Source organism: Arthrobacter sp. 10N43, assembly GCF_056394525.1.
The window spans coordinates 429,665-456,521 of the sequence record NZ_JBFTIA010000001.1 but is presented as its reverse complement, the minus strand read 5'-3'; the positions used below and the strand labels follow the sequence as shown (position 1 = coordinate 456,521).

Below are 26,857 nucleotides of genomic sequence, written 5' to 3'. Positions count from 1 at the left end.
ACCACGGAGGACCGGGGGTCGGCCACAAACGTTCACGGCTGTGCGGCTTCAGCCCTCCCACGTAACACCGGTGATAAACCGGGGGATGCCATGTTCAACGGTTCTCCCACCGGCTAGGATCGCGCATGTCACGCACATCGCATCGAGTTATTTGGGGGACTCTTGTCGTACAAATCCGCGCACATCAGGAAATGGGTATCTGCTGCACTCGGGGCGGTACTTCTCGGCACCAGCCTCGTCACTGGCCTTAGCGCCGCAGATGCCAGTGCCAGTGGAGGTTTCGCCGGGATAATCACTTCGGGGACCACCGGGGGAAGCGGGACGGTTACATTCTCGTTGCCCCAGAAGGTAACGGGCCAATTCAACGACTCGAGGTGCGCACCGTTCTCGTCAACAATAAATCCTGCGCCGTCGGACCTGCGCGCTGTTGCGACGATCGGCGGGAAAGTGTACTCATCACCACTGGTGTCGCAATGGCAGGCTCAGTCTACGACCACGCCCACAAAAGGATGCTACGGGCCAGCGCCCCTCTGGCAATACTTCCCTGACGCGGTAGGGACCCAGACTGTCATCTGGTCCAAATGGAGCATGAACTACAGCTGCCAGGCCGCCGGAACGCCTGTCATCATCGCGGACAACAGCGGGGCCGGGTACACCACCTCCATCCCCGCAAATGGCCCCCTCCCTGCTTCGTGCACGGCACTCTCAGCGCCGGCGCCGACCATCACGGGCACGGCGAAAGTCGGATCCACGGTAACAGCGGTCCCGGGCACGTGGGGACCGGCCCCGGTGACTTTGGCGTATCAGTGGAAGGCCAACGGCGTCGCCATCACGGGCGCGACTGCCGCCACTTATAAAGTCGCCGCGGCACAGGTGGGCAAGACTCTCACGGTCGCAGTCACCGGCACCAAGACCGGCTACACCACCGCCGCGAAAACCTCCGCGGCCACGGCCGCCGTCGTCGCTGGAACACTCGGACCCGCACCGGTGCCGACGATCACGGGCACGGCGAAAGTCGGCTCGACCCTGACGGCCGTTCCGGGAACCTGGGGTCCGGCCCCGGTGACTTTGGCGTATCAGTGGAAGGCCAACGGCGTCGCCATCACTGGGGCGACTGCCGCCACGTACAAGCCCGGCGCGGGCCAGCTGGGCAAGACGATCACGGTCACCGTCACCGGCACCAAGGCCGGGTACGCGACCAAGTCGAAGACCTCGGCCGCCACGGCCGCCGTCGTTGCGGGTACGCTCGGACCGGCTCCGGTGCCGACGATCGCGGGCACGGTGAAGGTCGGCTCGACGCTGACGGCGGTTCCGGGGACGTGGGGTCCGGCGCCGGTGGCCTTGGCGTATCAGTGGAAGGCCAACGGCGTCGCGATCACCGGCGCGACCGCGGCGACCTACAAGCTCACGACGGCGCGGGCGGGCAAGACCATCACGGTCACCGTCACCGGCACCAAGACCGGCTACACCACCGAGTCGAAAACCTCGGCGGCCACAGTCCGGGTCGTGTGACCACGGGCCCGTGCCGGGCAAGTAAACGACTGCCGCGGGTTGGCCCCTGACGTGTGTCAGGGGGCGGCCTCCAGCTTGGCGAGGCGCTTGGCGATCCGGCTCCCGCTCCGGCGTGCCTTCGGGCATTTGGCCAGCCACCTTTGGCAGCGTGTCTCTAGCGTCGGAACTGCACCTGAGAGATTCGGCAAAACTACGGAACCGGCGCCACAAACTTCCAATTAGACTGGCCGCGATGACCCGGTTCGCAGGCACGTGCCTCCGCGCGATCCCGGCGATTCCTTGTTGGAAGTTCTTCCAAATTGATCTACATCTCACATCCTCCTGTGAGGTGTCGACCTAATTGGACGAATGGCACCCTATTTGGAAGAAACGCATCGTCTAGTTGGAAGTCTTCCAAGTAGCTGCCACTAGAGCGGGCCCCGCACGGTAAATCGTGCGGGGCCCGCTTTGTGAGCACTCAGAAGCCCATGGCTCGATGACGACCGCGCAGGGAGTTGGGTTCAGCGATGGGGGCGGCGCTCACAAGGCTTCTTTTTCGAAGAACAACGCCATGACATCGGCCGGCCAGTCCGACGAGCGACTCGTTTCCTTGTCGACGTGGGCAACGGTCATGACGCAGCGCGACACGTTATTTCCGCGGGAATCGACCATGGCGCACTCGATAAGCGCATCAGGCCCGCGGAACTCGCGCACGAACGACGTGATGGTGATCTCCTGATCGCCCCGAGCAGGCCGCAGAAAGTCGATCTCCATCCTCCGGACCCAGACCATGAATGGCAATGTGCCCAGGGTCTCCAGATCCCAACCAACATAGTCCCGGAGGCCCTCCATCCGGTGATCTGCGTAATAGGTCGCGTATATCCCCGTGCTCACGTGGTTGTAGGGGTCGAGCTCGGAGAACTTGACCCTGTGCGTGCTCTTGTAAACGATCGGTACCTTCGCCATTCAGCGCCCCTTCGCTTGCCATAATATTGCTCGCCGAACCCGCAAGCGAGCCAATCCGCCAGCCATTACCGGGCTGGTGAGCCATCAAGCGGTCACGCCGCCGTCCATGAGCACCTCATTTTCTCAACAAGACAACTCGCAACAGTAGCCCCTGACGACATTGTGAGGAAGAGGCGCCTAACCCTCCGGACACTCAGGCGATCCCATTAACGGGACGAGGCTGCAGCCCGACGTTGCATCGTGTCTAGACCCGCGCCCAATCGTGTTACGGAAGCCGGAAAAGGACCCTGTGGATTGCAGCGGTGAAAGGCGTGGTTTCCGCAGCGCTTTGTGGCCGACGGACGCACGCAAGCGGATCCCTTGGCGGGCACTTGGTCGTGGACAGCCAGCAGATGCCCCAAAGACGAACATCGACCGTGTGTAGGCGCATAACGGCATCTCGTGGAGTATAGGCTACATGCCATGATGACCAACCAGCGACTCAAGCCACTGCTGGAGCAGTACGACTGGGCGACGGAACGACTTCTCACTCGCCTCGCCGGGCCCACCAGCAACTCGGGTGATGACAGCGACGTCGACGTACCGGTACTGACGGACGCCGAGTACCTCTGGGAACCGGTCGCCGCGTGCTGGTCGGTACGGAGGCGCGCCGATGGGCCCGGTCCGGGCGCCATCAAGCTCATCGGCGCGGGTGAGTGGGGGCGAGACGGCGCCCCCGAAAGTCCGTGGCCTCCGCCCCTCACGACGATCGCCTGGCGGCTTGACCACATCTCCGAGACGCTGTTGGGCCGATCCAACCACCTCGGGGGCGACCGAACGTTCGATCGAGCGACGTACGAATCACGACCAGATGCAGCCGGCGCTATCGAGAGGTTCCGTCAGGCCGCGGCCGACTGGCGCCGGGTACTACTCAGTGTGGATGAGTCCGACTATGACCGGACCGGGCTAAGCAGCTATCCGTACGGCAGCGATGCCGAGGAGACGTTTCCGTCGATCGTGTGGTGGGAGAATCAGGAGATCCTGCACCACGGAGCCGAGATCGCGCTGCTCCGCGACCTCTACGTTCACCACGCTCAGTAGCGACCAGCGCGCACCGCGGGCAGCTCAGCTGGCGGGGTCTTTACGTAGACGGCAATTCCATGAATGTGTCCCGCGTCCTCCGCCAGGAAACCGCGACCCTGAACGATTGACTGCCCCTGTGCGAGCCGTAAGGGAGGCCGCGGACGGATCGCATTTCCGGCCGTGGTGGAGGCGGCCCATGCGGCGGGAGGGGGTGCGAGGCTGAGGCCCCGCGGGAATAAGAACCCCCGCCACCCTGTTGGTTTGTGGTGTGAAAAACATCGGTTTCCTGTCCTTCGGCCATTGGACCGACCACCCGGAGTCCGGCACGCGCAGCGCGTCGGACGCGCTGTTGCAGGCGATCGACCTCGCGGTCGCGGCCGAGGAGCTGGGGGCGGACGGCGCCTACTTCCGCGTCCACCACTTCGCGCAGCAATACGCCTCCCCGTTCCCGCTGCTCGCTGCGATCGGGGCACGCACAAGCCGCATCGAGATCGGTACCGGCGTGATCGACATGCGCTACGAGAACCCGCTCTACATGGCGGAGGACGCCGGCGCGGCCGACCTGATCTCGGGCGGCCGGCTGCAGCTGGGCATCAGCAGGGGTTCACCCGAGCAGGTCATCGACGGGTGGCGTCACTTCGGCTTCGCCCCCGCCGAGGGAGAGTCGGACGCCGACATGGGCCGCAGGCACACCGAGCGTCTGCTCGAGGTGCTCACTGGCGAGGGCTTCGCGGCGCCGAGCCCGCGCCCGATGTTCCCGAACCCTCCTGGCCTGCTGCGCGTGGAGCCGCACTCGGAGGGTCTGCGCGAGCGTATCTGGTGGGGTTCCGGCTCGAACGCCACGGCCGTCTGGGCGGCGAAGCTCGGCATGAACCTGCAGAGCTCCACGCTCAAAGATGACGAGAGCGGCAAGCCCTTCCACGTCCAGCAGGCCGAGCAGATCGAGCTCTACCGGCAGGCCTGGAAGGAGGCGGGGCACGAGCGGGAGCCGCGCGTCTCGGTCAGCCGCAGCATCTTCGCACTGACGGACGAGCGCGACTGGCAATACTTCGGCCGCGACCGCCACAGTTCCGACCAGGTGGGCAACATCGACGAGAAAACGCGCGCGGTCTTTGGCCGGTCCTACGCGGGTGCCCCGGACGAGCTGGCCGTGAAGCTGGCCGAGGACGAGGCGATCGCCGCGGCAGACACTCTGCTGCTCACGGTCCCGAACCAGCTCGGTGTCGACTACAACGCCCACGTCATCGAGTCGATCCTGAAGTATGTGGCGCCGCAGCTCGGCTGGCGCTGACCCAGGGTGGCAGATTCCCCCTAGGAGACTGCTCAATTAGTGGCTTGGGTGGCCAATGCATGGGTGGCTAAGGCGTGATGGGGTGAGCTTAGCCTTCTTCCACCGGGGTTCCGGAATCCGGTGCCACCGTGTCGTTGGCCAGGGCTTCACGCCGGCGGTAGATCTGGATCCCGATGGCTGCCGGTATCACGGCTAAGGCAACCGCCCGCATCCAGGGCCGGTCCAGGATATGACCGGTAAGCGAGTCCAGGGAGAAGGGTCCGGGGCCGCCGATGGTGAACGATGCTGCCGCCAAGCCCAGCACCGCGGGGTACTCAAGGCCGCCCTCGGTCGCGAAGAAGCCGTTAGGGGCATGGACGCTGGCCGCGACGCCCATCGTGGTGGCAGCGGCGGCGCCGGCGGCCGGAGTGGCCAGCCCCAGGGCCAGGGCAACACCGGCTCCTGCTTCACCCACGCCTGCGAGGATGGCACTGGGTTTTGCCGGGCGAAAGCCCATAGCGTGCATGCCCTTGCTGGTGCCTTCGATTCCTCCTCCGCCGAACCACCCGAAGAGTTTCTGGGATCCGTGAGCGATGAGCACGCCTCCGAGGGCGACCCGGAACAGGGTCTGTGCGGCGGCGGCAGCCTCAGGGCTGGTCGGTCCATGGCTCATAGGAGTCCTCCTTGGATGCGCTGTGGCTCTGCGCCGGCCGGCGCTCGTTGTCCAGCACGATTCTACGTCGGCGGGACGAACCGGTCACGGGAAGGAGCCTTTAGGAAGTCTTGGCCATTCCGTTGCCGATCAGGCGTACTCGCCTAGAACTCTGTAGTGCCGCGCAGCCGGCGGGGGCGTCCATCCGGGTCCACGACGAGGCGGCTCATCGGGACCGCCCAGAGGCGTTGCAGGGCCCGCACGGGCTCTGGAGTGTGGTGGCGCACGTGTCCGGTGGGGCGGGGCGAGCGGTGCCCGGTTTCATGCCACTGGTCGAGGGCGTCTGCCGTGGCGTTCCAAAGCTTGAGCCCGGCCGCCGGGTCCTGGAGTTGGGGATCGTTCTGGTCCAAGCCCAGGTGTTCGGCCCAGAGTTGGAGGCGGAGCCGTTGGGCCAACGGGCGGGAAGCGTCCTGGCCCGTGCCCGGTGGTTCGCTGTTGTCGGCAGTGGTGTCGAGTACGGCGCAGGTGAGCTCGCTGTCGGTGGTCCAGGATCGGCGATTGAAGTTGTCTGAGCCGCAGGTCATCCAGGTGTCGTCGATGATGCAGATCTTGGCGTGGACGTAGATCGGAGTTCCGGCGCTGTTCTCTAGGTCGAACACGCCCACCCTGTCCGGAGCAACCCGGCGCAGCATCCTGATGGCACGCAGTTGCCCGATCCGGATGGCCGGTCCTGCGATCGGACCATCGGAGTCGGGGTAACGGGGCACGACGGCGATCACCTTCAGTTCAGGGTTCCGTTCGAGGGCCTCCGCGATTCCTGCTGCGACCTCTGTTGACCACAGGTACTGGTCCTCGATGTAGATCAGCGAGCGGGCGCGGGCGAAGGCTTTCGCGTAGCCGCGAGCGATGCTGCGTTCCCCGTCGGGTGCGAACGGGAACGGGGGACGTTTCACCCCGTAAGTGCGCAGCAGCTGCACAGCGTGAGGGCCCGCCGGTGGCGGCGGCGGTGCAGCGGCCGGGAGCGGTTCGGGGTGCCGGGGCATCCGGGCCAGACGTTGAAGCAGCATCCGGTAGGGGGTGCGGCGGTCCAGCGGATGCGGGTCGTTCCACCGTTCAGCGAACACCGCCAGCACATCTGCCACCACCGGTCCACGGAGTTCGAGCGTCGCATCGTGCCACGGTGGTTGGTCCCCGTACCTGGAATCCATGCTCACCGCCTGCGGGTCTCCCGCATGGTCGACGTCGTCTCGACGGGTGTGGGATAGATCGATCCCGCCGACGAACGCGACGTCCCGCGACGGATTGTCCCGACGGCGGATGACGACGAGTTTTTGGTGATGGGAGCCGAACATGCGTACACGCTGATCCAGCAGCACCTCTCCACCGGCGTCGTTGACCTGACGACTTAGGAGCTCGTTGGATCGGTTGCTGATTGGGGACGACACGCTCTCTCCGTGGGATCTCCAGACAAGGCCCCGCACTTCCACTCCTGCCCGGGCCAACCCCGCGAGCACCTCCCCGATCGACGGTCCGTCCGCCAGCAGCCGCTCATCGGCGTCGCCACGCCAGTCGGTGAACCACACGCGGTCTCCCGCCTTCAGGGCCGTCAACTCCTCGTGCAGCCGGGCGAAGTAGGTCGCGCCATGAATCAGGGGCCGCACCAGATTGCCTTCCGACCACGACGGCGATCCGGCACCGCCCGCGTGCACGTCTGTGGCCAGATTCCCCCGCTCAGCGCGACTCAGAAACCACGTGCCAGTATCGTTGTCCACTCAGTCCTTCTTTCGGGCCCGGGGCCAGGCCGCTAGTGTCCGGTCTCCAAAGTAACCTACGACCATGCTGACAGCGACCGGGTCGCAAACTCCGGATATTAGCGGGCAGCAGCCGCGCGGCCCGGCGGTCCGAAGAACCCCCGGCCCAGCCAATGTCCAACCAGGACGCTCACGCTGAGTCCGCGGCTGCTTCGGTGTTGTCCAGCCTATGGCTGTTCAGGGCGGGGCGAGGCCGAACCGTTGATACAGGACGGGCAGCCCGGTCTTGAGGCCGTAGTCGAGTGCATCGCCGCGGTGCCCGATGCCGGCGCCCACGAACCGCCTGGTGGTCATCCCTGCGGCCTTCGCGTCCGCCTGGGCGGTGGTGGCCTGCGGCCCGTACAGGGAGTCAACGGCACCGTGGGTGAAGATGGCCAGTTCGTCGCTGTACTTGTGTGCCTTCAGGATATTGGCGGGTTTCTCCGCATTGAAGGCGGCTTGGTTTCCACCGAAGATGGTCTTCACCGTGTTGTCCGCGGAGCCGTCGATCGGTTCCAGCTCGCCCGAGATATCCAGCAGCGAGCCGAAGAGTTCAGGCCTTTTGGCCCCGAACGAGAGCGCGCATTCCCCTCCGTTGGAGTACCCGGCCACGGCCCACTGGATCCGGTTGGGAGAGACGTTGAGGTTCTTACGGATGAAATTGACGACGTCGGTGGTGACGTAGGTGTACACGTTGCCTTTGGCCGAATCCACGCAGACGGGATTCCGGTAGGGATTGCCCAGCTGGTCGATGGTGAGGAACAGCGGCGCCAATCCGTGGTTCTGCCGGGCCAGGGTGTTGAGCTCCTGAACGGCAGACTTGTTTTGCTCAGGTCCTCCCGGCTGGCCCATCATCATGACGATAATGGGCAGGGCCGGCGGATTGTCGACTAGGGCGGCGGGCGGCAGGTACAGGTAGGCGTCCCGGGCCTGGAACCCGGAGACGGGCGCCGGGATCGATACGGGCCCGCTTTGCCCGGTGGCCGGCATCCCTGCAGGGGGATTCCAGGTCTGCCATAAGGGGTTCCCGTTATCCTGCGGCAGGTTTGGGTTCAGCCTGGGCAGTGCCAGATGGCCGGTCTGGGTCATGCCCAGCAGGGCCCCAAGAGTCGGGTTCAGGCCGTACGCGGCGTTGATGCCCAGTGCCGCCGTCGTGATGAAGAGCAGGACGGCAAGGATGGCACCGGCTTTCCGCCACCAGTGTGAGCGCCACAGGTTCACGACCGCGAGGCCGGTACCGGCGAACGCGGCGATCACCCAGGCGCGGGTGTCAGCGTCCAGCGGCAGGCCGAAGACGTTCAGCAGGAATTCGCAGATGACCAAGGTGACGGCGCCTGCCAGGGCACCGACGCACACTCCCGCCCCGGCCACGATGAGCCACGTCCGGCGTCCCAATGGCTTCGGCCGGTCATTCTTTCGGGTACGGGCCGGGAACCGGGAACGGAGCACCGAGCCTGGCAGCACGACCCGGCGTATCAGCAGGGCGAGGGCTGTCAGGAGGGCGACGGCATAGAAAGCGTGCAGCAGCGGTTCATCGACGATGCTGAGGCTGAGAAACTGCTCCACTCCGCCCTCCTGCCCTAGGATGTGGTCCTACCTGCCGCCTGGGCGATGCTTCACAACCGCGGCTGCGGGTGGCCGATGAAGTTTTTATAGCACGTTCATCGGAGGGGAAGCTGGGAATTCCGGGTCTTCCTTGCCGTCCACCGTGGGCGTTCTCCGTGCCGCCTGTGTTGCTGGGCGGGCGGAAGTGGTGCAATGGAACTGACAGGATGGGCCAGCCTAAAACTCCTCACCATCCTGAAAGGAATTCCGCGTGCCAGTGTCGCCGCCCGTCGAACGAGACAGCCCGCCCCGTCCTCGCTGGCCAAAGCGGTGGATGTTCCCGGTGCTGAGGAATGCTCCTGTCTCTATGGGATTTGTGGTCCTCTTCTGGATGCTGGGCGCCGTGTCGTCGGCTATAGTCTCCGGTCCCGGGCCAGGGTGGAGGTCCAGTGTCGCGGCGTCCGCGCATTCCTTGCCCGAAGCTTGGTGGACGGTGCTGACGTCCGCGTTCTGGGCCCGGGATCTGCCCGGGTACATGCTGGGAACAGTCCTTGTGCTGGTCGCCGCCATTCCAGTGGAAAGGCAGATGGGGAGCCTGAAGTTTTCGCTCTCGGCGGTGCTGGCGCAAACGGCGGGAGTCCTTGTCGCCGTCGTGTTCTGGGCTGCGGCCAGGGCCGTGATGGGATCCTGGGCAGCGGGAATGAGCGGCACGTACTTTCTTGGTCCGAGCGCCATGGTCTGCGGGGCGGCCATGGCGGCTACGGCTTCCATGGGTGCCTTGTGGCGGCGCCGGATCCGACTTGGCACCTTCGGCTTACTGACACTCCTGGCCCTCTACAGCGGGGGGTTCACGGACCTTGTCCGGCTGGGTGCCGGCATCGCCGGGGCGCTGCTGGGCCCGTTGCTGCTGGGCGGCCGGCCCCGGCTTGTGCGCCCGGTGAGCACCAGGCATGAGGGCCGCGTGCTCATAGCCCTCCTGGTCGCGGTATCGGCGGTCGGGCCGGTCGTTTCCGGCCTGCTCCCGCACGCTGTGGGTCCGTTGTCGGTGTTGCGTTATCTGTTCACCGACATCGAGCCGGTTGATCCCAACACGTTGCAAAATGTGTGCGCCGTCCCGGCCCAGCACAGGTACTGCGAGGCCTTGCACCTGCAGCTGAGGGCCGGCGCTGGCGGCATCTTCATGGCGATTGTCCCGTCGCTCATGTTGCTGCTGCTCGCTGAGGGGCTCCGCCGCGGACGACGGTTCGCTTGGGCCGCGGCACTGCTCGTCCTGGCCGGACTGTCGGCGCTGGCGCTCATCACCTTGGTCGGCGTCCTGCAGTCCGCCGGTCCGAATACCGTCGCCGGCGAGCTGGTAAACGCAAGCCAACCAGGCAACAGCACCCAGCCGCTGGCACTGGTGGTGCCGCTCCTCATGCCGGTGGCGCTATTCGGTGTGCTGCTCGCGTGCCGGAAGTTGTTTCCAGTCGCGGCACCCCGGGGGACCTACACGCGGCTCGGTCTGCAGGTACTGGGCCTGGTCTGCGCCCTGGGTCTGGTCTATGTGGCTTCCGGTCTGGTCCTAGCGGCGGGCTTTACCCCTGTCCCTGGTCCGGCGGATCTGCTGGCCGATGTCCCGGACAGGATCCTGCCCCTGGGGTTCACCGTGGATGTCCCGCCCGCGTTTTTCCCGCAGAGCACCCCTGCCGTCCTGCTCTATGAGGGAGTCGGCATCGCGTTCTGGGCCGCCACGGGTGTGTTGGTCCTTCGAACTTTTCTGCGACCCGCTCCGGACGGACGCGGTAACGACCAAGACCGGGCTCTGGCGATCCTCAAAGAACAGGAGAACAGCTCCATTTCCTGGATGACAACCTGGTCCGGGAACACCTACTGGTTTTCCGGCGCCGGTGAGAGCTTCATCGCCTACCGCGTCATCGCCGGGATCGCCCTGACGCTCGGTCCACCCGTGGGGCCTCCGGCCCGGGCCTCGGCAGTCGTGGAGGAATTCTCGCAGTACTGCCAATCGAACGGGTGGACGCCATGTCTTTACTCGGTACCCGCAGAGGTCCGGGACGCGGTATCCGGACTCGGCTGGGATTCGGTTCAGGTTGCCCAGGAAACCGTCCTGCCATTGGAATCGCTGTCCTTCAAAGGGAAAAAATTCCAGGATGTCCGCACTGCCATGAACAACGCGGCCAAGGCCGGAATCCACGCAGAATGGGTTCGATACCCCACCGCCGGACTGAACGTCCAGACCCAGATCCAAGCCATCTCCGAAGAATGGGTCGCGGATCGAAAGCTGCCGGAAATGGGCTTTACCCTTGGTGGCCTGGAGGAACTCAACGACCCGGAAGTGCGTTGCCTGCTGGCCATCGACACCCATCACGTGGTGCACGCGGTCACATCATGGCTTCCGGTCTACCGCGATAGGAAAATCGCCGGCTGGACCTTGGATTTCATGAGGCGGCGCAACAGTGGTTTTCGGGCAGCGATCGAGTTCCTTATCGCCTCGGCCGCCACGGGACTCAAAGACGAAGGATACGGGTTCATCAGCCTTTCCGGTGCACCTCTGGTCCGCGTACCCCCGGAGGGACATCCGGGCATGGCGCCGAAGGGTCTGCCGCCGGCCGCCGGCCTGGACCGGCTGCTGGACGCTCTCGGAGCCGCACTGGAACCCGTCTACGGATTCCGGTCCCTGCTGGCCTTTAAACGCAAGTTCGACCCCCGCTACGTCCCGCTCTATATGGTGTATCCGGACTCCGCGGCCCTGCCGGGCATTGGAAACGCCCTCGGCCGGGCCTACCTTCCCGGTCTCTCCCTCGGAGAAGGATTCCAACTCCTGCACCGGATCCTCAAGCGGGGCAGCATGGCCGCCGGGCGCTGAAGCAGCAGCCCGGAATGAGACTCCGTGCCGCCACACCGGCGGCCCCCACGCTGCGTCAGGAGCCCGTGGCGGCGGGGACCGCCCAGACGTCGGAGCCGAACCTGGCGAGACCGGGGGCGGCGGCGTAGCCAAGGTGGGGGAGTGCGAACAGGTCCTCGATGCTTTTCAGGAGCGAGTAGTGGTTGTAGGGCGTCGCGCTGGTTGTCCCGGGCCTGACGAAGGGGGAAAGGATGAGCGCACCGATTCGGCCGCCGCCCTTGCCGGCGCCCGGCCCGGCCGCGAAGGTCCCGTCCTCGGCAGCCGACGGCGGCAGCCCGGGATAGGGGACGCTCGGTCCGGAGGGCTCCTTGCAGCATGCACTGGTATCGCCCCCGGCCTCGTCATTGACGATGATGATGGCCCCGTCCTGCTGATAGGCAGGGGAAGCCATGACGCGGGGGATCCACGTTCGCAGCCATGCATCTTCGGCTCCAGGACCGGCTGACTGGCCCGGGCAGTTCGCATTGTGTCCGTCGTTGCACAGGCTCGGTGAGACCAAGGAGAAGTTAGGCGTGGTCGAGACCGCTGCCAGGTCCTGGGGCAGCCGGGACAGCGGAAACACGTTCGCGGCGCACGCGGGGGTTGCGGCGACCGAGGCGAAATAGAGGAACGGGTTGTGCCGGGCCGTGTAGGCATCGCCGGCCGTGGCTTTCTGCGTTAGGTCTGCCGATTCCGGGCCCAAGGCGGGCTTTCCGCAGGTGGGTTCTTCCCGGCCGGGGATGTTGCCCATGTCCTCCATATATCCCTTCCAGGACAGATTCTTGGCCGTGAGCTGACCAGCCAAGGTGGGTACCGGCGCGGGAAAGATGCAGCCGGCGGCGGCCTTGACCTGCCCGCCGGGTGCCGCGGAGGGATTCAACATGTCCTGGTATGCAGGGCAGTCCATCTGGATATCCGCGTTCGGGGCGACACCGCCGAGGATGGCCAGATAGTTCCCCAAGCTGTAATGCGCGGTCCCGTAGTACTGGCTCAGCAAGACGCCCTGGCCTCGCAGCGGTTGAGCAAGATAAGGGATCTGCGAGGTTGGGCCGTACGACTGGGCAAAGGACGCGTTCTCCAGCGCAATCACAAATACGTGGCGAATGGGCGGGACCCAGCCCGCAGGACCGGCCGGCTGGTTGCCACCGAGCCCGGCCAGCAGCGCAAAGACCATAGTCATGCCCAGCAACAGCGATTTCCGGCGCATCAGACTCCTTGCCACAACGGTCGTGACAATCCCGCACGGCGCGCGCCGCGCAGGACGGTGTTGATTCTGTGCCAATAATCGTCTCCCCGTACCGAACCACGGTCAACGCCTGCCGGTGGACCTCATTGCTACGCCAGGATTTGCGCCCAGGCCGCTTGATTCCGTACGACGCCGCGGTTGCTGAGTGAGCAGGTCGCGGAAGATTGCCTCAGACGCCTCCAGTTCGTTGGCGGCATTCCGTTCGACGAGCCCAGACTCAAGCAGGGCGGCGATGGCCCGGTTTCGCCGTTGGTTATTCAGATCAGCAACCACGTCGGGGAGCTTGGCGCCGAGCACTATTTGCGCGTAGGCGGTCCGCGCGTCGTTATTGGCGACGGCTGCCACCACTCGCCGCCAGTGCGGTCCGCTCAGCCTCGTCCGTCCGGTCACAGCGTTTTCCTCACTCTGCGTCTGCCTATGCGCCTGCCCCCGCCGGTGCTGGTCACCGCGTGCTTGGCCAACAGGCAAAATCCTAGCCCTGCGCGAGTGCGGCGGACAGGGGCTGCGGGCGGCGCGAGGACCTGGCCGGCCTCTTCCGAAGGCCACCGAACGCCGTCGACCACTCAGCCCGCAAGTGTTGAGTGTTGCCGATCGGCGTAGTAGCGTGACAGCAATTGTCAATACGCATAACACGGACTCGGGAGCGATCATGGCACATATGACACGTGGGCTGGCGGCCGTCACGGCGGCACTGGCACTGAGCGTGACGGGTGGCGTCGTCGCCGCCCCTGCGTTGGCCGATCCGCGGGAAACAGCAAAGACGCCCACCGCCACCGGGTACGGCGGCGCGGTGAGCACCGTGGACCCGGAGGCATCCGCTGCGGCCATCGAGGTCCTCCGGAAGGGCGGCAACGCGGCGGACGCCGCCGTCGCTGCTGCGGCGACCCTTGGCGTCACCGAGCCGTACAGCGCCGGGATAGGCGGCGGAGGCTACTTCGTGTTCTACGACGCGAAGACCGGCAGGGTGGGCACGATCGACGGCCGGGAGACCGCACCGGCCGGCATGCCGCACGACGCGTTCATCGACCCGGCGACCGGGCAGCCCTACCGCTTCACGCCCGAGCTCGTCACGAGCGGCGTCTCCGTCGGCGTCCCCGGCACGCCGGCAACCTGGGAGCGTGCCCTCCAGCGCTGGGGCACGCTCAGCCTTGGTGATGCCCTCAAGCCTGCCATCAACGTGGCGAGCCGAGGTTTTGTGGTCGACCAGACGTTCCGACAGCAAACCCTCGACAACAAGGCCCGGTTCGAGGCATTCCCCTCAACGAGCAACCTGTTCCTCCCGGGCGGCGACGCCCCCGCCGTCGGCAGCGTCTTCCAGAACCACGACCTCGCCGAGACGTACCGACTCCTCGCGAAGAAGGGCACTGGCAGCTTCTACGGCGGCCCGCTCGCGGCCGAGATCGCGGCCACGGTGCAGGCTCCGCCCAAGACTGCCGGCACAACGCTGCCCGTTCCGGCAGGCCACCTGACGACGGCGGATCTTGCCGCATACCGCGCCCTGGACCAGGCGCCCACCCACGTGGGCTACCGCGACCTGGACGTCTACGGCATGGCGCCGTCCAGCAGCGGCGGCACCACAGTCGGCGAGGCGCTGAACATCCTGGAGCCCTCCAACCTGTCAGGGATGTCCACGCCCGGCGCCCTGCATCACTACCTGGAGGCCAGTGCGCTTGCCTTCGCGGACCGGGGCAAGTACGTCGGTGACCCCGCGTTTGTCAGCGTCCCCACCGCAGCGCTCACCGACCCGCTGTTCGGCAAGGAGCGCGCCTGCAAGATCGACCCAGTTCACGCGGCGACGAAGCCCGTTGCTCCGGGGGACGTGTCGGCGTACGACGGCGCGTGCCCGGCCGCCGCCGTCGCGCTCGCCGAGGAGAAGGACACCGAGAACATCTCCACGACCAACCTGACGGTCGCGGACAAGTGGGGGAACGTGGTCGACTACACGCTCACGATCGAGCAGACGGGTGGGTCCGGCATGGTGGTCCCCGGCCGCGGCTTCCTGCTCAACAACGAGCTGACGGATTTCTCGACCGTCTACAACCAGGCCGACCCGAACCGGATCGAGCCCGGGAAGCGCCCGCGCTCGTCCATGTCGCCGACCATCATCCTCAAGGAGGGCAAGCCGTTCCTCGCTCTCGGCTCGCCCGGTGGATCGACCATCATCACGACCGTCCTGCAGACCATCCTGAACCGGGTGGACCTGGGCATGACCATCTCCGAGGCGATCGTTGCGCCGCGTGCCTCGCAACGCAACACGGTCAAGGTCACGGCCGAGCCGGAGTTCATCGCCGCGTACGGAAGCCAATTGACGCCCTTTGGCCATCAGTTCACGCCGTCGGGGGATGCGTTCACCTCGGCAGCGGAGATCGGCGCCGCGACCGCCATCGAATTCCTGCCCGACGGCGGCATGGTCGCCGCAGCCGAGCCCGTCAGGCGGGGCGGCGGATCGGCGATGGCACTCAAACCCTCGCCGAAGTAGGGCCGCGCAGTCCGGGCCCGGCTCCACGGCCGTTCACTGGCAGAGGCGGTCGAGGGTTTCCTGGGCAGCCGCTTCCATCTGCGTCTGGAGCAGGTCGACGCGGCGTGCAGTGGCAGGGTCGTGCCACTGCAGCGGGGCGTGTGCCATGGTCATCGTGATCTGGTTGCCGCCGTCGGCGCTCGTGATGGAAATACTCATGTAGCCGAATAAGTACCCTCCATGGCCGTAGCGGAAGTCGCCGGAACATGTGTCAGGAAACCGCTCTAGACCGAGTCCATAGTCCCAAAATTCGGTCTTCTTCTTCATTTCCTCAAGCATGGCGGGGGAAAGCAGCTGGCCGCGCAGGAGGGCCCGGTAGAAGGTGTTTATGTCCTGCGTGGTGGAGATGACGCCGCCTGCGGGGGAGCCGACAAAAACCTCGGGCTGGGTGACATCGACCCGTTCGCCGCCGTCAATGACGTAGGCGTGGATGTTGTCCGGAGCCCCGCGGTCCGGTTCGGCCAGAGACGTGTGCTGAAGTCCAAGAGGAGCGAAGATGTCTTGATTGAGCACGTCGGCAACGGGCCGTCCGCGCAGCTTTTCGATCAGCTGGCCGAGGGCCATGTAGTTGGAGCTCGAGTAAGAAAAGCGGTCCACGTTCTTGGTCTCCCAGGGGAGCGTGGCGGCCAGTTCGAGTCCTTGTTGCATGCTGATCCGTGTGTTCGCGACCTGCTTCAGTGGTCCCGCCGCGTATTCGGAGTCGCCGAAATCAGGCATGCCGGAGTTATGGTCCAGCAACTGGCGGACGGTGATCGGTCCGGGCGGCCGCAGCGTGGTTCGGAAGCTCTCCAGGACACCGTTCACCGGGTCATCGAGCCCGATAAGTCCCTGGTCGACGAGTTTCAATACGGAGACAGCGACCATCGACTTCGTAATACTGGCTACCGATACCCGGTCCTGCGGCCGGGCCGGGTCCTTGCTGTCCAGGTTTCGCACCCCGTAGGCCTTGGACCATTCGCCGCCAGGCCATCTCACCTGCACAACCAAGGACGTCGCCCCTCCATCCATGAAGTGCTGGACCCTGCGTTCCAGAGAATCCGTCGCTGCCTGGATCGCGGCGACGCTTGGCGGAGCCGCCCCTCCCGGGCTCGGCGGAGCCTGCCCGGGAGCGGTACCCACGCAGCCGCTCACAGCGACAACCAAAGCCGCCGAGAAAACGACGGCACCGAGCGGACCAAAACCCGTCCGCAGCCAAGCAGCCAAGGCGCCCATGGCTTGGTTTTACGCTCAAACGCCTCCTGTGGATAGGTCGGCTCGTAAAGTCGCTCCCCAGACAGCCCGCGCTGGAAAGAGCGCCCGACGTTGCTGGGAACGCCCGTCATTAATCCCTGTCCGGGGACCGGCTTAGTGGGTAAACTGGAAAGGTGCTCGGGGCAACTAACCCCGTGCGGCACCGGCTCTGCAGGCCCCGGCCGGAGCCCGCCGGCCAAGCTCGGCCGAACAACTCCACTGAATATCATTGACCTCCCGAAGCGCTGTCCGGAATGGCGTCCGGGGACGCCCAAGCCGTTACCGCCGGAGGGTGGCTGGTTCCGGCAGGAGCAGTGCGGAGGACGAGTCCTCAAAGGATGAAGTTCATGAACAAGGCTATTCGCATCATCGGAACAACCGCTGTGACGGCGACTTTGGGCCTGGGCGCCAGCGCGATGCCAGCCAGCGCTGCCGTTACGACCTCCACTACCGCCGCCAGCTCGTGGAGCCAGTCGTCGTTCGAGCACAGGCACGAGGTGCGCGACGTCAACCGGCACGATTCCAACCACGGCTGGTGGGACGGAGAGAACCGGTGGCATGACAACTCCGACGGCTGGGGCTGGCGTGACGACAACGGCAACTGGCGTGGCGACAACGATCACAACGGCTCCTGGACGGGCCGGGACGGCTGCCGGCATGACAAGGATGGTTTCTGGGACCATAACGGACACCGGCACGACGACAACAGGCGCCATCACCGCTCAGGCACCTGGTGAACGCACACCCCTTGGATCCGGCGATCGGGGATCGGCAAAATCTGCCACCCCGATCGCGCCCGTTTTCTGACTGGGGATTGGGGTTCGCGGCACGTCCTCGCGTTAGCATTGGTCCCAATATGTCCTACCAGGAGGGTGCATGCCGTACACCGTTGACTTCGAGAACGTTTCCACTGTTGGCTTGGAATCGTCGCCGTTCGCCGAGAGCCTGGCAGGGTTGCGCGCCAACGAGGCCCGCTATTTCCGGAACAAGTACGGCCACGCGTTCACAGTGAGCCCCGCGAGCGAGGTTCCGGAGGTGGTCGACCGGGTGAGCCGGATACTCCAGGACGAGCGTGAGATCGTCATCGGCTCCCGCCCGCTGGAAGCGACCGCCTTCGAAGTTGACGGCACCCGGATGGCCTACGTCTTCTACGAGTCGGGGCTGTCGGTCAACGTCATGTACGGCATCGACGGCGGGAAGAGGGCAGTCGGTTTCAAACTCGCCGAAGGCATGGAAATTCCGGAGGAACTGGCGTCCAGCTTCAAGTTTGCCCGCCAAAAATCGAAGCTGGCGGGCGTTATCCGAGGCTCCTACTTCGTGATCAAGGGCGAGTACTGACATTCTCCGGCACGTGGATCCGCCGCCCTGAGGCCCGGAGGATCGGCCGGGCATCGTGATCCAACCGCGGGCGTGCTAGCGTTTCACTAATCGTGATCTTTCGGCAGGAGGTGAGTCCCATGTACGCAGTATCCACAGTGGGTGCTCCCTTGCAGTTCACGATCGCGCGACTGAGGTAGTCGCCACCGGGAGCGCCCAACAGGCAATTCGCGAAAGGCGACTCCCATGAACACAACACCTTCTTCACCTCTGCACTCCACTTCGACGACGTCCTCCGACCTGCCGGGGACCGACCAGGATCAGCCGCAGACCGACGCCACAAGGCAGCCACGCGCCGCGGGCGAGCGGGCGTTGGTCCTCGGCGGTGGCGGATCGACAGGCAACGCCTGGCTGATCGGCGTCATCGCCGGCCTGTTCGAAGCCGGGCTGGATGCAACCGACGCCGACCTGATCATCGGCACGTCGGCCGGATCGACGGCCGCGGCCCAAATCACTGGCGCGCCCCCGGCCGAACTGCTTGCCGCCATCCTTGCTGCCGCGCCCCAGCAACGGACTGGTCCGGCGGGATCCGACAACGGACGCGCCCCGGTCAGACCGGCGGTGAACCACATTGAGCGAACGGGCCGAATCATCGCCGCTGCTGAGGACGCGGCCGATATGCGCCGCAGACTGGGCGCGGCAGCGCTCGAAATGGACGCGGCGTCGGACGGCTCCGGCCAAACGCGGTGGCGCGATACCGTCGCCGCCCGCCTGCCCAGCCAGCACTGGCCGGACCAGGCGGTGCACATCACGGCGGTCAACGCCAATACGGGTGAGCCGGTCGTGTTCGACCGCCACAGCGGGGTCGACCTCGTGGACGCCGTGGCCGCCAGCTGCGCCAGTGGCTTCGCCTACAGAATCGGCGGCAGCGGATATATCGACGGCGGCTACCGGTCCAACGCCGAGAATGCCGATCTTGCAGCAGGCTACGCACGCGTGTTGGTGCTCTCACCATTTGGCGGCAGGTCACGGACTCCGGTGGGCTGGGGCACGCATCTCGCAACACAGGTCGACGAGCTACGCGCACACGGCAGCCATGTCCAAACGATCCTCCCGGATAGCGACTCCGAGCATATGTTCGGCGCCAATGCGATGGACCTGTCGCTGCGTCCGCCCGCCGCTCGCGCGGGCTACGAGCAAGGCAGAGCCCTTGCCGGGCAGCTCACCGAATTCTGGCGCTGACGCCTACGACCCCAATCGCTCCGGCCAGCCGTTGGGCTGTTCTATCGGCCGGCCGGGGCGCTGTCTGGAGAGGTGGTCACCGTCTAGGGAATGAGTGCTTCTTCGCGGAAGAGCAGGCGTTCTGTGTGGAGCTGCATCTCCCCATCATGCCGGACCCTTTAGTTCTCTTTCACCCGCATTGGGTGAAGACTGCCCCCACTGGAAGCGTTAGCTTGGAGAACATCCGATTGACCCGCCTCTATCGCTTGTGAGACCTCACTAGAGGCTCCCGCCGTCTAGCGGACGGCCAGCGGAAGGAGAAGCGATGCTCAGCTGCTACCACGGGCGAACCGAACCCGTCCCCTCGGCGGCTTCGTTTGCTGGTGGCCCACTTTCGGGCGGACGGTGGCTGAGTATGGCCATCTGCGCGCAGGGTTGCCGGCCATGAGCGGGCCTGCCGCGTCGCCGCCAAATTTCGATCCCGCCGTCGTGATTCGTTCGAAGCAGTACATCAGTGCACTCGTGCTGGCGGCGGTGCTGGGCGTTCCCATCTCGGCCATTGCCTACGGCTTTCTCGCGTTGGTCGCGGCGGTCCAGCGTTACGTCTTCGGCGGGCTGCCGAATCAAGTCCTCGGGGGTCCTGCTCCTGCGTGGTGGCCGGTTCCGTGGTTGGTGCTGTGCGGGTTGTTGACGGCGTTGACCATCCGGTATCTGCCGGGAACCGGGGGCCACTCACCTGCTTTCGGTTTCAAGACGGGCGGCGGCCCGCCGAGCGGGCGGGAGCTCGTGGGCATCATTCTCGCGGCGCTGACCACGCTCAGCCTGGGTGCAGTGCTCGGGCCTGAGGGGCCGCTGATCGCGATCGGTGGCGGACTCGGGGCGTTGGCGGTGCACCTGGTGAAGAAGGACGCTCCGCCGATGGCCCTGACGATCATGGCATCGGCAGGCAGTTTCGCAGCGATCAGTACCCTGCTCGGGTCTCCCGTGCTCGGTGCATTCCTGATCATGGAAGCCGCCGGGATCGGGGGAATGACGCTGAGCCTGATGGCTCTGCCCGGGCTGCTCGCTTCTGGCGTCGGGGCGCTGGTATTCGTCGGCTTGGACGGCTGGACCGGGTTGGGCAGCTTCTCGCTGGCGCTGCCCGTGGTGCCGCCTGCGGAGCCGCCGACGTTGGCGACGTTGGGCTGGGCGGTGGTCATGGGCCTGGCCGGCGCACTGTTGGGATGGTTGATCCGCTGGGTCGGACTGTCGCTTCGTCCGGTCGTGCATCTGAACCGGGTGTTGGTGACCTCTGCGCTCGGCTTGCTGATCGGTCTAACCGCGATGACGTACCAGTTGATCTCTGGGCAAAGCTTCACGCAGGTGTTGTTCTCGGGGCAGGACGCACTTCCGGAGCTGGTCGAACGCGCCGCGGACTACTCCCTTCCTGTGCTGGTCCTGCTGATCGCTTGCAAGACCTTGGCCTACGGACTCTCACTGAGCGCATTTCGTGGTGGTCCGGTGTTCCCGTCGATGTTCATCGGTGCGGCGCTCGGCATTGCCTCGAGTGGATTGCCCGGAATGAATCTCGCGGCAGCAATCGGCATGGGCATAGGAGCCATGTGCGCGGCTATGCTGCGGTTGCCGTTGACGTCGACGCTACTGGCCACGCTGCTGCTGGGAGTGGACGGTGTGGCCGTAACACCCCAGGTGGTGGTGGCTGTGGCGGTGTCCTTCGTGATCTCCAATGTGCTCCCGGTCCCTGGCCCGCGCGGCCCTGGCCCGGACCCGGGCTCTGGTCCCGGCACGACGGCGTCCGCGACGCCTGAGGATGCCGGCGGCATCCAACATCTGCCCCCCTCGAGCGCCGACCGTGCAACTGAGTTCTCAAGCGCGGGACGTTCGACGGCGGGGGGCAGGCGGATCGCCTGGTTGTTCATCGTTGGCTCGAGCCTGTTCGCCTTGGGGGCGGTGCCGCAATACGCCGAGGCCGTGGGACTGCGGTGGTGTGCCGCCACATTCTTCGCCGGTTCGCTGTTCTTCACCGGCGCGGCGTTCCTGCAGTACCGCGGAGCCGTTGACGCGCTTCCGGCCGTGGGTTCCACGCGGCGCAACTCGTTTTGGGCGTGGGCGCCGCGGAATCTCGGCTGGCTCGCTGGCGCGGTTCAACTTGCCGGCACACTGTGGTTCAACTGGAGTACTGGAAATGCGCTGCGTGAAAATCTCAGTGCGGCGCTGACCGATCAGCGGGTCTGGCGCCCCGATGCTCTGGGATCAGTCGCCTTCCTGGTTTCAAGCGGTGTTGCGTTACGCGATGCCGGTCGCGGCGCGATTGCCGGGCTGCCCAGGCCTCGGACGTGGAAGATCGGCGTCATCAACGTGGCCGGCTCTGTTGCGTTCGGCATCTCGGCCATCGCGGCCTTTGTCATACCGTCGAGCGGCAATATGTGGAACGCCGAGCTGTCCAATCTCGGCACACTCGTGGGAGCCCTGTGCTTCCTCACGGGCGCCATCCTGATGCTGAGTCCAGAATCCACCGACGCCGCGGTTCCCGCGGACCGGGGAACTCATCCGTAATCCCTTTTCAACAGTCTCTGGAGGAGAAGTGATGTCAGAAAATTTCCAGCCGACGGATGCCGACGTGACGCTGTTCGGCAACCGATTCATCACCCAGGAAGTTCCGAGCCGGGAGTTCCCGGAGACCGGCATTCCCGCCGAGGACGCTTTGCGGCTGGTGTCGGAGGACCTGGCGCTGGAGGGTGATCCGGCCCGGAACCTGGCGACCTTCGTCACGACATGGATGGAGCCGCAGGCCCAGCAGATCATCGCAGCGAACCTGCACCGCAACTTCATCGACCACGCCGAATATCCCCGCACGGCAGAGATCGAGCAGCGCTGCATTCGGATGCTCGCCGACCTCTTCCACGCGCCAGGCGAGACGACCGGCGCCCGAACCCAAGGGTCGTCCGAGGCGATCATGCTCGGCGGCCTGTCCCTGAAGTGGAACTGGCGCAAGCGCCGCGAGGCCGCCGGCGCGTCGACGTCGAACCCCAACCTGGTGTTCGGCGGCGACGTTCACGTGGTGTGGGAGAAGTTCTGCCGCTATTTCGACGTCGAGCCGCGGATCGTGCCGCTGCAGCCGGGGAAGTACACGATCGGCCCGGAGGACGTGCAGGCCCACATCGATGAGAACACCATTGGAGTCGCAGCCGTGCTGGGTACCACCTTCACCGGGCACAAAGACGACATCGTCGGCATCAACGACCTGCTGCTGCGGATCAAGGGCGAGCGGGGCCTGGACGTTCCCTTGCACGTGGACGGGGCTAGCGGGGGATTCGTCTGGCCCTTCCTCTACCCGGACTCCGAGTGGGACTTCCGGCTCGAGCAGGTCCACTCGATCAATGTCTCCGGGCACAAGTTCGGGCTGGTCTACCCCGGCATCGGCTGGCTGATCTTCCGGGAAAAGGCCGACCTGGCCAAGGACCTCGTCTTCGAGGAGAACTACCTCGGCAAGACCGACTCAACCTTCACCTTGAACTTCTCCACCGGATCGTCGATGGTTCTGGCCCAGTACTACAACTTCGTGCGCTATGGTCGCGCCGGCTACACCTACATCATGCAGAACATGCAGACCAATGCCCGCGTCCTCGCCGAGAAATTGGAAGCCATGGGACGGTTCGAGATCATCGGCGCCGACGAGGAGCGACTTCCCCTGGCCGCGTTCCGGCTCGCCGCCGACCCCGGGTACGACGAGTTCGACATTGCCTGGCAGCTCTCGGCCGAGCGCGGATGGATGGTGCCGGCATACACCCTGCCTCCGAACGCCCAAGGCGTGACGATTATGCGGGCCCTGGTCAAGGAAACGATGAGCCGCGAGCACGTCGACACGCTCGCCCGCGACATCGAAGAGGCGTGCTCCACGCTGGCGAAGAAGGGCGGCGCGCATGAATCCGAACGAAACAAGATCATCATCGGACCCGGCCATTGACCCAGCCCACCGGTGACGCACCGGGCCCGACACCTCCGGGACGATCGCAACAACGGGTTCTGCACATTCATTTCCGGTAACCGCACAAACGTGGCATGACACTCAATCCCGCCCCATGCCGAGTTCGCATCTTTTAGCACTATTTGGCGCGTCCATTGCTGTAGGCTCCGATTCGAACCTTGGGGGATTGATGCTGAACTACTTTCGCGAGACGCAAGAGGCACGATTTGCGAACCCTGCGCGCCGAATGTATTGCTATGTTTCTTCCGGCTTAGTGGTTGCAGTCATGGCCTTGGTTTTTGCGGGCCTCGTGCCTATATCGATTTCCTGGGTGACATTCGCCGTTTCTTGCGTCCTGGACGCTTTCCTGACCAGAAAGTGGATCAGGGAAGATGCACTCAAAGCCTATCGAGCCGGCCAGCCCCGGGTGCCTTAGTTCCGGCTGAGGACAATGTACTGACAGTGGCTGAAGCGGCCACCATCGCGACGCAATAGGGGGAAGGTTTGGTCCAAACAAAACAAACGGGAAAGCCGACGGTACTGTCCGTCGTCCAACTCGTCCTCAGCCTCTGGGCCCTGGTTGCAGCAAGCTTGGCGGCCATCCTGTGGGATCCGATCGACTTAGACTTTATTATTCGCGCCGATAATGCGGGGTGGGACCAGACAATGCTCCTACCTCACCAAATGGAGCTTTCGCTCGCCGTTAGGGCATCAGTTTTCGCAACGTTTGTCCTTGTCGTGGTCGCGTTCTACGGCGTGCTGGCCTCACGCCGTCGGGCTGAAGCAGCAAATGCATGAGCTACGGAATCAATATATATCCCGGGCCGGGTGATAGTGGGCTAAAGGATATCGATCGGCTGAATGAACCAGTTCAACGTAGAAACGCATCGCGGAATGTCGCTGCTTGGTTCAGCTTTCTTCCTGCCGGGAGTAGGAGGAGCCCGACGGCGTCCGTTCCAACAGTCCGAAGTCGATCAGGTAGCGGCGCAGCATCACGACATCATCGCTATAGCTGAGGAGCCGCTCGTTGACCTGCTTTTCCGTCAGGTGTTCGCCCGGCTCGATCGCCTCGCTGACAATCCAGGCCAGGAGCTCACGCCGTTCCGTCATGTTGGCCGGATACCGTTCGATCCTGCCGAGGCGCATGAAGCGGGCCGATCCGGTCTGGGCTTGTCGCCGGGGTTGGTGCGTGAGAAGGTCGCGGAAGATCGCCTCAGACGCCTCGAGTTCGTCGGCCGCATTCCGTTCGACCAGTCCAGCGTCAAGCAGGGTGGTGATGGCCCGGCTTCGCCGTCGATCATTTAGATCAGCAACCACATCGGGAAACGTGGCACCCAACACGATTTGCGCGTAGGCAGTGCGGGCATCTTTGTTGGCGAGGGCTGCCACCACTCGCCGCCAGTGCGGTCCGCTAAGCCTGGTTCCTCCGGTCACAGCTGTCCTTACTTTGCGTTTGCACCCGCCCGTGCCGCTCGCCGGGCGTTTGGAAATCGTAGTCCTGATCGAGTGCGACGGACAGGGCGCCGCGGATGGGGGACCGGTTCAGTCTTCGGTCCGAGAGCGAACAGCGAGCCGCCGCAGCGCCGCCGTCGGGATTGAACAAAGAGCCGGCCGTCCGGCAAAAATCGGGTAAACGCACGGGTAATTCCCAGCTTTTTTCAGCCACCCTCCGCAACATTTGACTCGATTTTCCTGCTGTGGCACGCGCGCGTGGACGTTAATGTAAGCGCTTGCACATAGTTGCCTGAAAACCGCGAGGGGACCCGGAAACAGGGTTTGGCGACCTGCCTCGGACTGCCTAACGTGTTTCCCGGCGACAGGACGCGACCAGCTCCTGCCGCCACCAGGCGGGGCCCTACCGAGGTCCCGTCTCCTCGACACGATGGCGTCCTCGATGACGCCTTCGGTGTCATTGGGGCTGTCGGAGTTTCGGGGAATGAGGGCATATGCCCGTCTTCCACGAATGGTCTCACTCCGCGAGAAGAGCAAAAAATGCACGAGCACCCCAATACACCCCGGAAGCTGCGGTGGCGTTCTGTCGCCGCGGCCCTGGCGGCGGCCGTGGCGGCCTCCGTCTTCCTTTCGGTTCCGTCGGCGCAGGCAAACGCGCCCTCGGATCCGCCGAGCGGCGGGCAGATGCCGGCTCCGACGCCCGGTTTCCCACTGCCCACGAAGCACACCCAGCAGCCGTTCGACCCGGCCGCGGCCTTCACTTCCAAGTGGACACGTGCGGATGCCAAGCAGATCATGGCCCAAAGCAGCAAGGATGTGACCCCGGGCCAGAACTCCATGAGCCCGAACGTCACCATGCCGGAAATTCCGCAGGACTTCCCGGCCATGAACCACGACGTGTGGGTCTGGGACACGTGGTCCCTGACGGATGAGAACGCCAACCAGATCAGCTACAAGGGCTGGGACGTCATTTTCTCACTCGTCGCCGACCGGCACGCCGGCTACGGCTTCGACCAGCGGCACTGGAACGCCCGGATCGGCTACTTCTTCCGCAAGACCAACGCCGACCCTGCCCAGGACAAGTGGAACTACGGCGGACACCTGTTCCTGGACAACACCTCCATCGGCAACACCGAATGGTCCGGTTCCACCCGCCTCATGCAGGGAAACCACGTCAACGTCTTCTACACCGCCACCACGTTCTACGACGTTGCCGAGCGCAACGCCGGCGGCGGCGGAATCGCCCCGGATGCCGTGATCGCCAAGGCGCTGGGCAACATCCACGCCGACAAGAACGGCGTGAGCTTTGACGGCTTCGAGCACACCAAGCTCCTGGAGCCGGACGGCGTCATGTACCAGAACAAGGCCCAGAACCCTGGCTTCGCGTTCCGTGACCCGTACACGTTCGCAGACCCGGCCCACCCGGGCCAGACCTTCATGGTCTTCGAAGGCAACACCGGTGGCCAACGGGGCAGCTACAAGTGCACGGACGCGGACCTTGGCTACCAGCCGGGGGACCCGAACGCCGAATCCACGAACACCGTGAACACCACGACCGGCTCGTGGTTCCAGACCGCCAACGTGGGCCTGGCCGTAGCGGACAACAAGGACCTGACCAAGTGGCACTTCCTGCCGCCGATCCTCTCCGCGAACTGCGTGAACGACCAGACCGAGCGCCCGCAGATCTTCATCCAGAACGAGGGCGGCAAGAACAAGTACTACCTCTTCACCATCAGCCACCAGTTCACCTACGCGGATGGAATGCGCGGCCCTGACGGGGTCTACGGCTTTGTGGGCGACGGTGTCCGTTCCGACTACCAGCCCATGAACAACAGCGGCCTGGCCCTGGCATCCCCCACGGACCTGAACATGCCGGCCAACGCGCCCGAAGGGCCCGACCCCCGCCAGAACGGCCGCCAGTTCCAGGCGTACTCGCACTACGTGCAGCCCGGCGGCCTAGTGCAGTCCTTCATCGACAACGTCAACGGCGTCCGGGGCGGCTCGCTCTCGCCCACCGTGAAGATCAACTTCCGCAACGGCGTCTCGGCGGTCGACCGCAGCTTCGGCCAGAACGGCCTCGGCCCGTTCGGCTACCTCCCCACCAACGTCAACGTCGGCGGGGCTGGCCACTACAAGTAGTGACGTAAGCGGGCAGTAACAGGGAGGAAGCGCCCGGATTCCGGGCGCTTCCTCCTCCGTACACGCAGGCCATGGATGGGGCCGGATGACTCCCACCAGAACCAGGAATG

Annotated in this window: 19 protein-coding genes; 11 read left to right on the top strand and 8 right to left on the bottom strand. The window is 65.1% G+C overall.

The window, feature by feature from the left end; genetic code table 11:
• Positions 1-588 precede the first annotated feature (588 nt).
• Positions 589-1,512 (top strand): hypothetical protein, encoded by a 924-nt coding sequence (locus AC1DDO_RS02035; protein ID WP_476971312.1) that lies wholly within the window; start codon positions 589-591, stop codon positions 1,510-1,512.
• A 519-nt stretch (positions 1,513-2,031) separates the two neighbouring features.
• Here the strand turns inward: AC1DDO_RS02035 and AC1DDO_RS02030 are convergent.
• Positions 2,032-2,457 carry an acyl-CoA thioesterase gene (locus tag AC1DDO_RS02030; RefSeq protein ID WP_441408781.1) on the bottom strand — a complete coding sequence of 142 codons (426 nt, stop codon included), beginning with the start codon at positions 2,455-2,457 and terminating at the stop codon, positions 2,032-2,034.
• Between the two features lie 441 nt (positions 2,458-2,898).
• Here AC1DDO_RS02030 and AC1DDO_RS02025 point away from each other — a divergent pair, with 441 nt between their 5' ends.
• Together AC1DDO_RS02025 and AC1DDO_RS02020 are read left to right on the top strand one after the other, a co-directional pair.
• Complete coding sequence (locus AC1DDO_RS02025; RefSeq protein ID WP_476971311.1) at positions 2,899-3,537, top strand: DinB family protein; 639 nt, start codon at positions 2,899-2,901, stop codon at positions 3,535-3,537.
• Between the two features lie 250 nt (positions 3,538-3,787).
• Complete coding sequence (locus tag AC1DDO_RS02020) at positions 3,788-4,810, top strand: LLM class flavin-dependent oxidoreductase (RefSeq protein WP_476971310.1); 1,023 nt, start codon at positions 3,788-3,790, stop codon at positions 4,808-4,810.
• A gap of 88 nt (positions 4,811-4,898) precedes the next feature.
• On the opposite strand, the gene AC1DDO_RS02015 is transcribed toward AC1DDO_RS02020, so the two are convergent.
• The 3 genes from AC1DDO_RS02015 to AC1DDO_RS02005 form a co-directional block, all read right to left on the bottom strand.
• The gene (locus tag AC1DDO_RS02015) at positions 4,899-5,462 is read right to left on the bottom strand and encodes a DoxX family protein (RefSeq protein ID WP_476971309.1); all 564 of its coding nucleotides are present in this window, start codon (positions 5,460-5,462) and stop codon (positions 4,899-4,901) included.
• Positions 5,463-5,605: 143 nt separating this feature from the next.
• A complete protein-coding gene (locus tag AC1DDO_RS02010; protein ID WP_476971308.1) occupies positions 5,606-7,102 on the bottom strand; it encodes a phospholipase D family protein in 1,497 nt (498 codons plus the stop codon).
• Between the two features lie 327 nt (positions 7,103-7,429).
• Entirely contained in the window at positions 7,430-8,797 is a 1,368-nt protein-coding gene (locus AC1DDO_RS02005; RefSeq protein WP_476866547.1) for an alpha/beta hydrolase, read from the bottom strand.
• Between the two features lie 346 nt (positions 8,798-9,143).
• On the opposite strand from AC1DDO_RS02005, the gene AC1DDO_RS02000 reads away from it, so the two are divergent.
• Positions 9,144-11,639 (top strand): bifunctional lysylphosphatidylglycerol flippase/synthetase MprF, encoded by a 2,496-nt coding sequence (locus tag AC1DDO_RS02000; RefSeq protein ID WP_476866546.1) that lies wholly within the window; start codon positions 9,144-9,146, stop codon positions 11,637-11,639.
• A gap of 55 nt (positions 11,640-11,694) precedes the next feature.
• On the opposite strand, the gene AC1DDO_RS01995 is transcribed toward AC1DDO_RS02000, so the two are convergent.
• Together AC1DDO_RS01995 and AC1DDO_RS01990 are read right to left on the bottom strand one after the other, a co-directional pair.
• Positions 11,695-12,864 (bottom strand): alkaline phosphatase family protein, encoded by a 1,170-nt coding sequence (locus AC1DDO_RS01995; protein ID WP_476866545.1) that lies wholly within the window; start codon positions 12,862-12,864, stop codon positions 11,695-11,697.
• 102 nt (positions 12,865-12,966) lie between these two features.
• Positions 12,967-13,293 carry a hypothetical protein gene (locus AC1DDO_RS01990; protein WP_476866544.1) on the bottom strand — a complete coding sequence of 109 codons (327 nt, stop codon included), beginning with the start codon at positions 13,291-13,293 and terminating at the stop codon, positions 12,967-12,969.
• 259 nt (positions 13,294-13,552) lie between these two features.
• Here AC1DDO_RS01990 and ggt point away from each other — a divergent pair, with 259 nt between their 5' ends.
• Entirely contained in the window at positions 13,553-15,382 is a 1,830-nt protein-coding gene (gene ggt / locus AC1DDO_RS01985) for a gamma-glutamyltransferase (RefSeq protein ID WP_476866543.1), read from the top strand.
• Positions 15,383-15,415: 33 nt separating this feature from the next.
• Here ggt and AC1DDO_RS01980 read toward each other — a convergent pair whose 3' ends face one another.
• The gene (locus AC1DDO_RS01980) at positions 15,416-16,633 is read right to left on the bottom strand and encodes a serine hydrolase domain-containing protein (RefSeq protein WP_476971307.1); all 1,218 of its coding nucleotides are present in this window, start codon (positions 16,631-16,633) and stop codon (positions 15,416-15,418) included.
• 365 nt (positions 16,634-16,998) lie between these two features.
• Between AC1DDO_RS01980 and AC1DDO_RS01975 the strand changes: the two genes are divergently transcribed.
• The 5 genes from AC1DDO_RS01975 (at position 16,999) to gad (ending at position 23,156) form a co-directional block, all read left to right on the top strand.
• Positions 16,999-17,388 carry a hypothetical protein gene (locus tag AC1DDO_RS01975; protein ID WP_476971306.1) on the top strand — a complete coding sequence of 130 codons (390 nt, stop codon included), beginning with the start codon at positions 16,999-17,001 and terminating at the stop codon, positions 17,386-17,388.
• A gap of 139 nt (positions 17,389-17,527) precedes the next feature.
• Positions 17,528-17,989 (top strand): phage tail protein, encoded by a 462-nt coding sequence (locus AC1DDO_RS01970; RefSeq protein ID WP_476971305.1) that lies wholly within the window; start codon positions 17,528-17,530, stop codon positions 17,987-17,989.
• A 225-nt stretch (positions 17,990-18,214) separates the two neighbouring features.
• Positions 18,215-19,210 carry a patatin-like phospholipase family protein gene (locus AC1DDO_RS01965; protein ID WP_476866539.1) on the top strand — a complete coding sequence of 332 codons (996 nt, stop codon included), beginning with the start codon at positions 18,215-18,217 and terminating at the stop codon, positions 19,208-19,210.
• Between the two features lie 423 nt (positions 19,211-19,633).
• On the top strand, positions 19,634-21,745 hold the full coding sequence (locus tag AC1DDO_RS01960) for a chloride channel protein (RefSeq protein WP_476866538.1): 2,112 nt from the start codon (positions 19,634-19,636) through the stop codon (positions 21,743-21,745).
• Between the two features lie 31 nt (positions 21,746-21,776).
• Entirely contained in the window at positions 21,777-23,156 is a 1,380-nt protein-coding gene (gene gad / locus AC1DDO_RS01955) for a glutamate decarboxylase (protein ID WP_476971304.1), read from the top strand.
• A 909-nt stretch (positions 23,157-24,065) separates the two neighbouring features.
• Here the strand turns inward: gad and AC1DDO_RS01950 are convergent.
• A complete protein-coding gene (locus tag AC1DDO_RS01950; protein ID WP_476866535.1) occupies positions 24,066-24,590 on the bottom strand; it encodes a DUF2087 domain-containing protein in 525 nt (174 codons plus the stop codon).
• Positions 24,591-25,148: 558 nt separating this feature from the next.
• Between AC1DDO_RS01950 and AC1DDO_RS01945 the strand changes: the two genes are divergently transcribed.
• Positions 25,149-26,747 carry a glycoside hydrolase family 68 protein gene (locus AC1DDO_RS01945; RefSeq protein WP_476971303.1) on the top strand — a complete coding sequence of 533 codons (1,599 nt, stop codon included), beginning with the start codon at positions 25,149-25,151 and terminating at the stop codon, positions 26,745-26,747.
• Positions 26,748-26,857: the final 110 nt, after the last annotated feature.

Excerpts from the sequence above, each read along its gene's own strand:
- AC1DDO_RS02035 (WP_476971312.1), top strand. The coding sequence starts at position 589 with ATGAACTACAGCTGCCAGGCCGCCGGAACGCCTGTCATCATCGCGGAC.
- AC1DDO_RS02030 (WP_441408781.1), bottom strand. The coding sequence starts at position 2,457 with ATGGCGAAGGTACCGATCGTTTACAAGAGCACGCACAGGGTCAAGTTC.
- AC1DDO_RS02015 (WP_476971309.1), bottom strand. The coding sequence starts at position 5,462 with ATGAGCCATGGACCGACCAGCCCTGAGGCTGCCGCCGCCGCACAGACC.
- AC1DDO_RS02000 (WP_476866546.1), top strand. The coding sequence starts at position 9,144 with ATGGGATTTGTGGTCCTCTTCTGGATGCTGGGCGCCGTGTCGTCGGCT.
- AC1DDO_RS01995 (WP_476866545.1), bottom strand. The coding sequence starts at position 12,864 with ATGCGCCGGAAATCGCTGTTGCTGGGCATGACTATGGTCTTTGCGCTG.
- ggt (WP_476866543.1), top strand. The coding sequence starts at position 13,553 with ATGGCACATATGACACGTGGGCTGGCGGCCGTCACGGCGGCACTGGCA.
- AC1DDO_RS01980 (WP_476971307.1), bottom strand. The coding sequence starts at position 16,633 with ATGGGCGCCTTGGCTGCTTGGCTGCGGACGGGTTTTGGTCCGCTCGGT.
- AC1DDO_RS01975 (WP_476971306.1), top strand. The coding sequence starts at position 16,999 with ATGAACAAGGCTATTCGCATCATCGGAACAACCGCTGTGACGGCGACT.
- AC1DDO_RS01970 (WP_476971305.1), top strand. The coding sequence starts at position 17,528 with ATGCCGTACACCGTTGACTTCGAGAACGTTTCCACTGTTGGCTTGGAA.
- AC1DDO_RS01965 (WP_476866539.1), top strand. The coding sequence starts at position 18,215 with ATGAACACAACACCTTCTTCACCTCTGCACTCCACTTCGACGACGTCC.
- AC1DDO_RS01960 (WP_476866538.1), top strand. The coding sequence starts at position 19,634 with ATGAGCGGGCCTGCCGCGTCGCCGCCAAATTTCGATCCCGCCGTCGTG.
- gad (WP_476971304.1), top strand. The coding sequence starts at position 21,777 with ATGTCAGAAAATTTCCAGCCGACGGATGCCGACGTGACGCTGTTCGGC.
- AC1DDO_RS01945 (WP_476971303.1), top strand. The coding sequence starts at position 25,149 with ATGCACGAGCACCCCAATACACCCCGGAAGCTGCGGTGGCGTTCTGTC.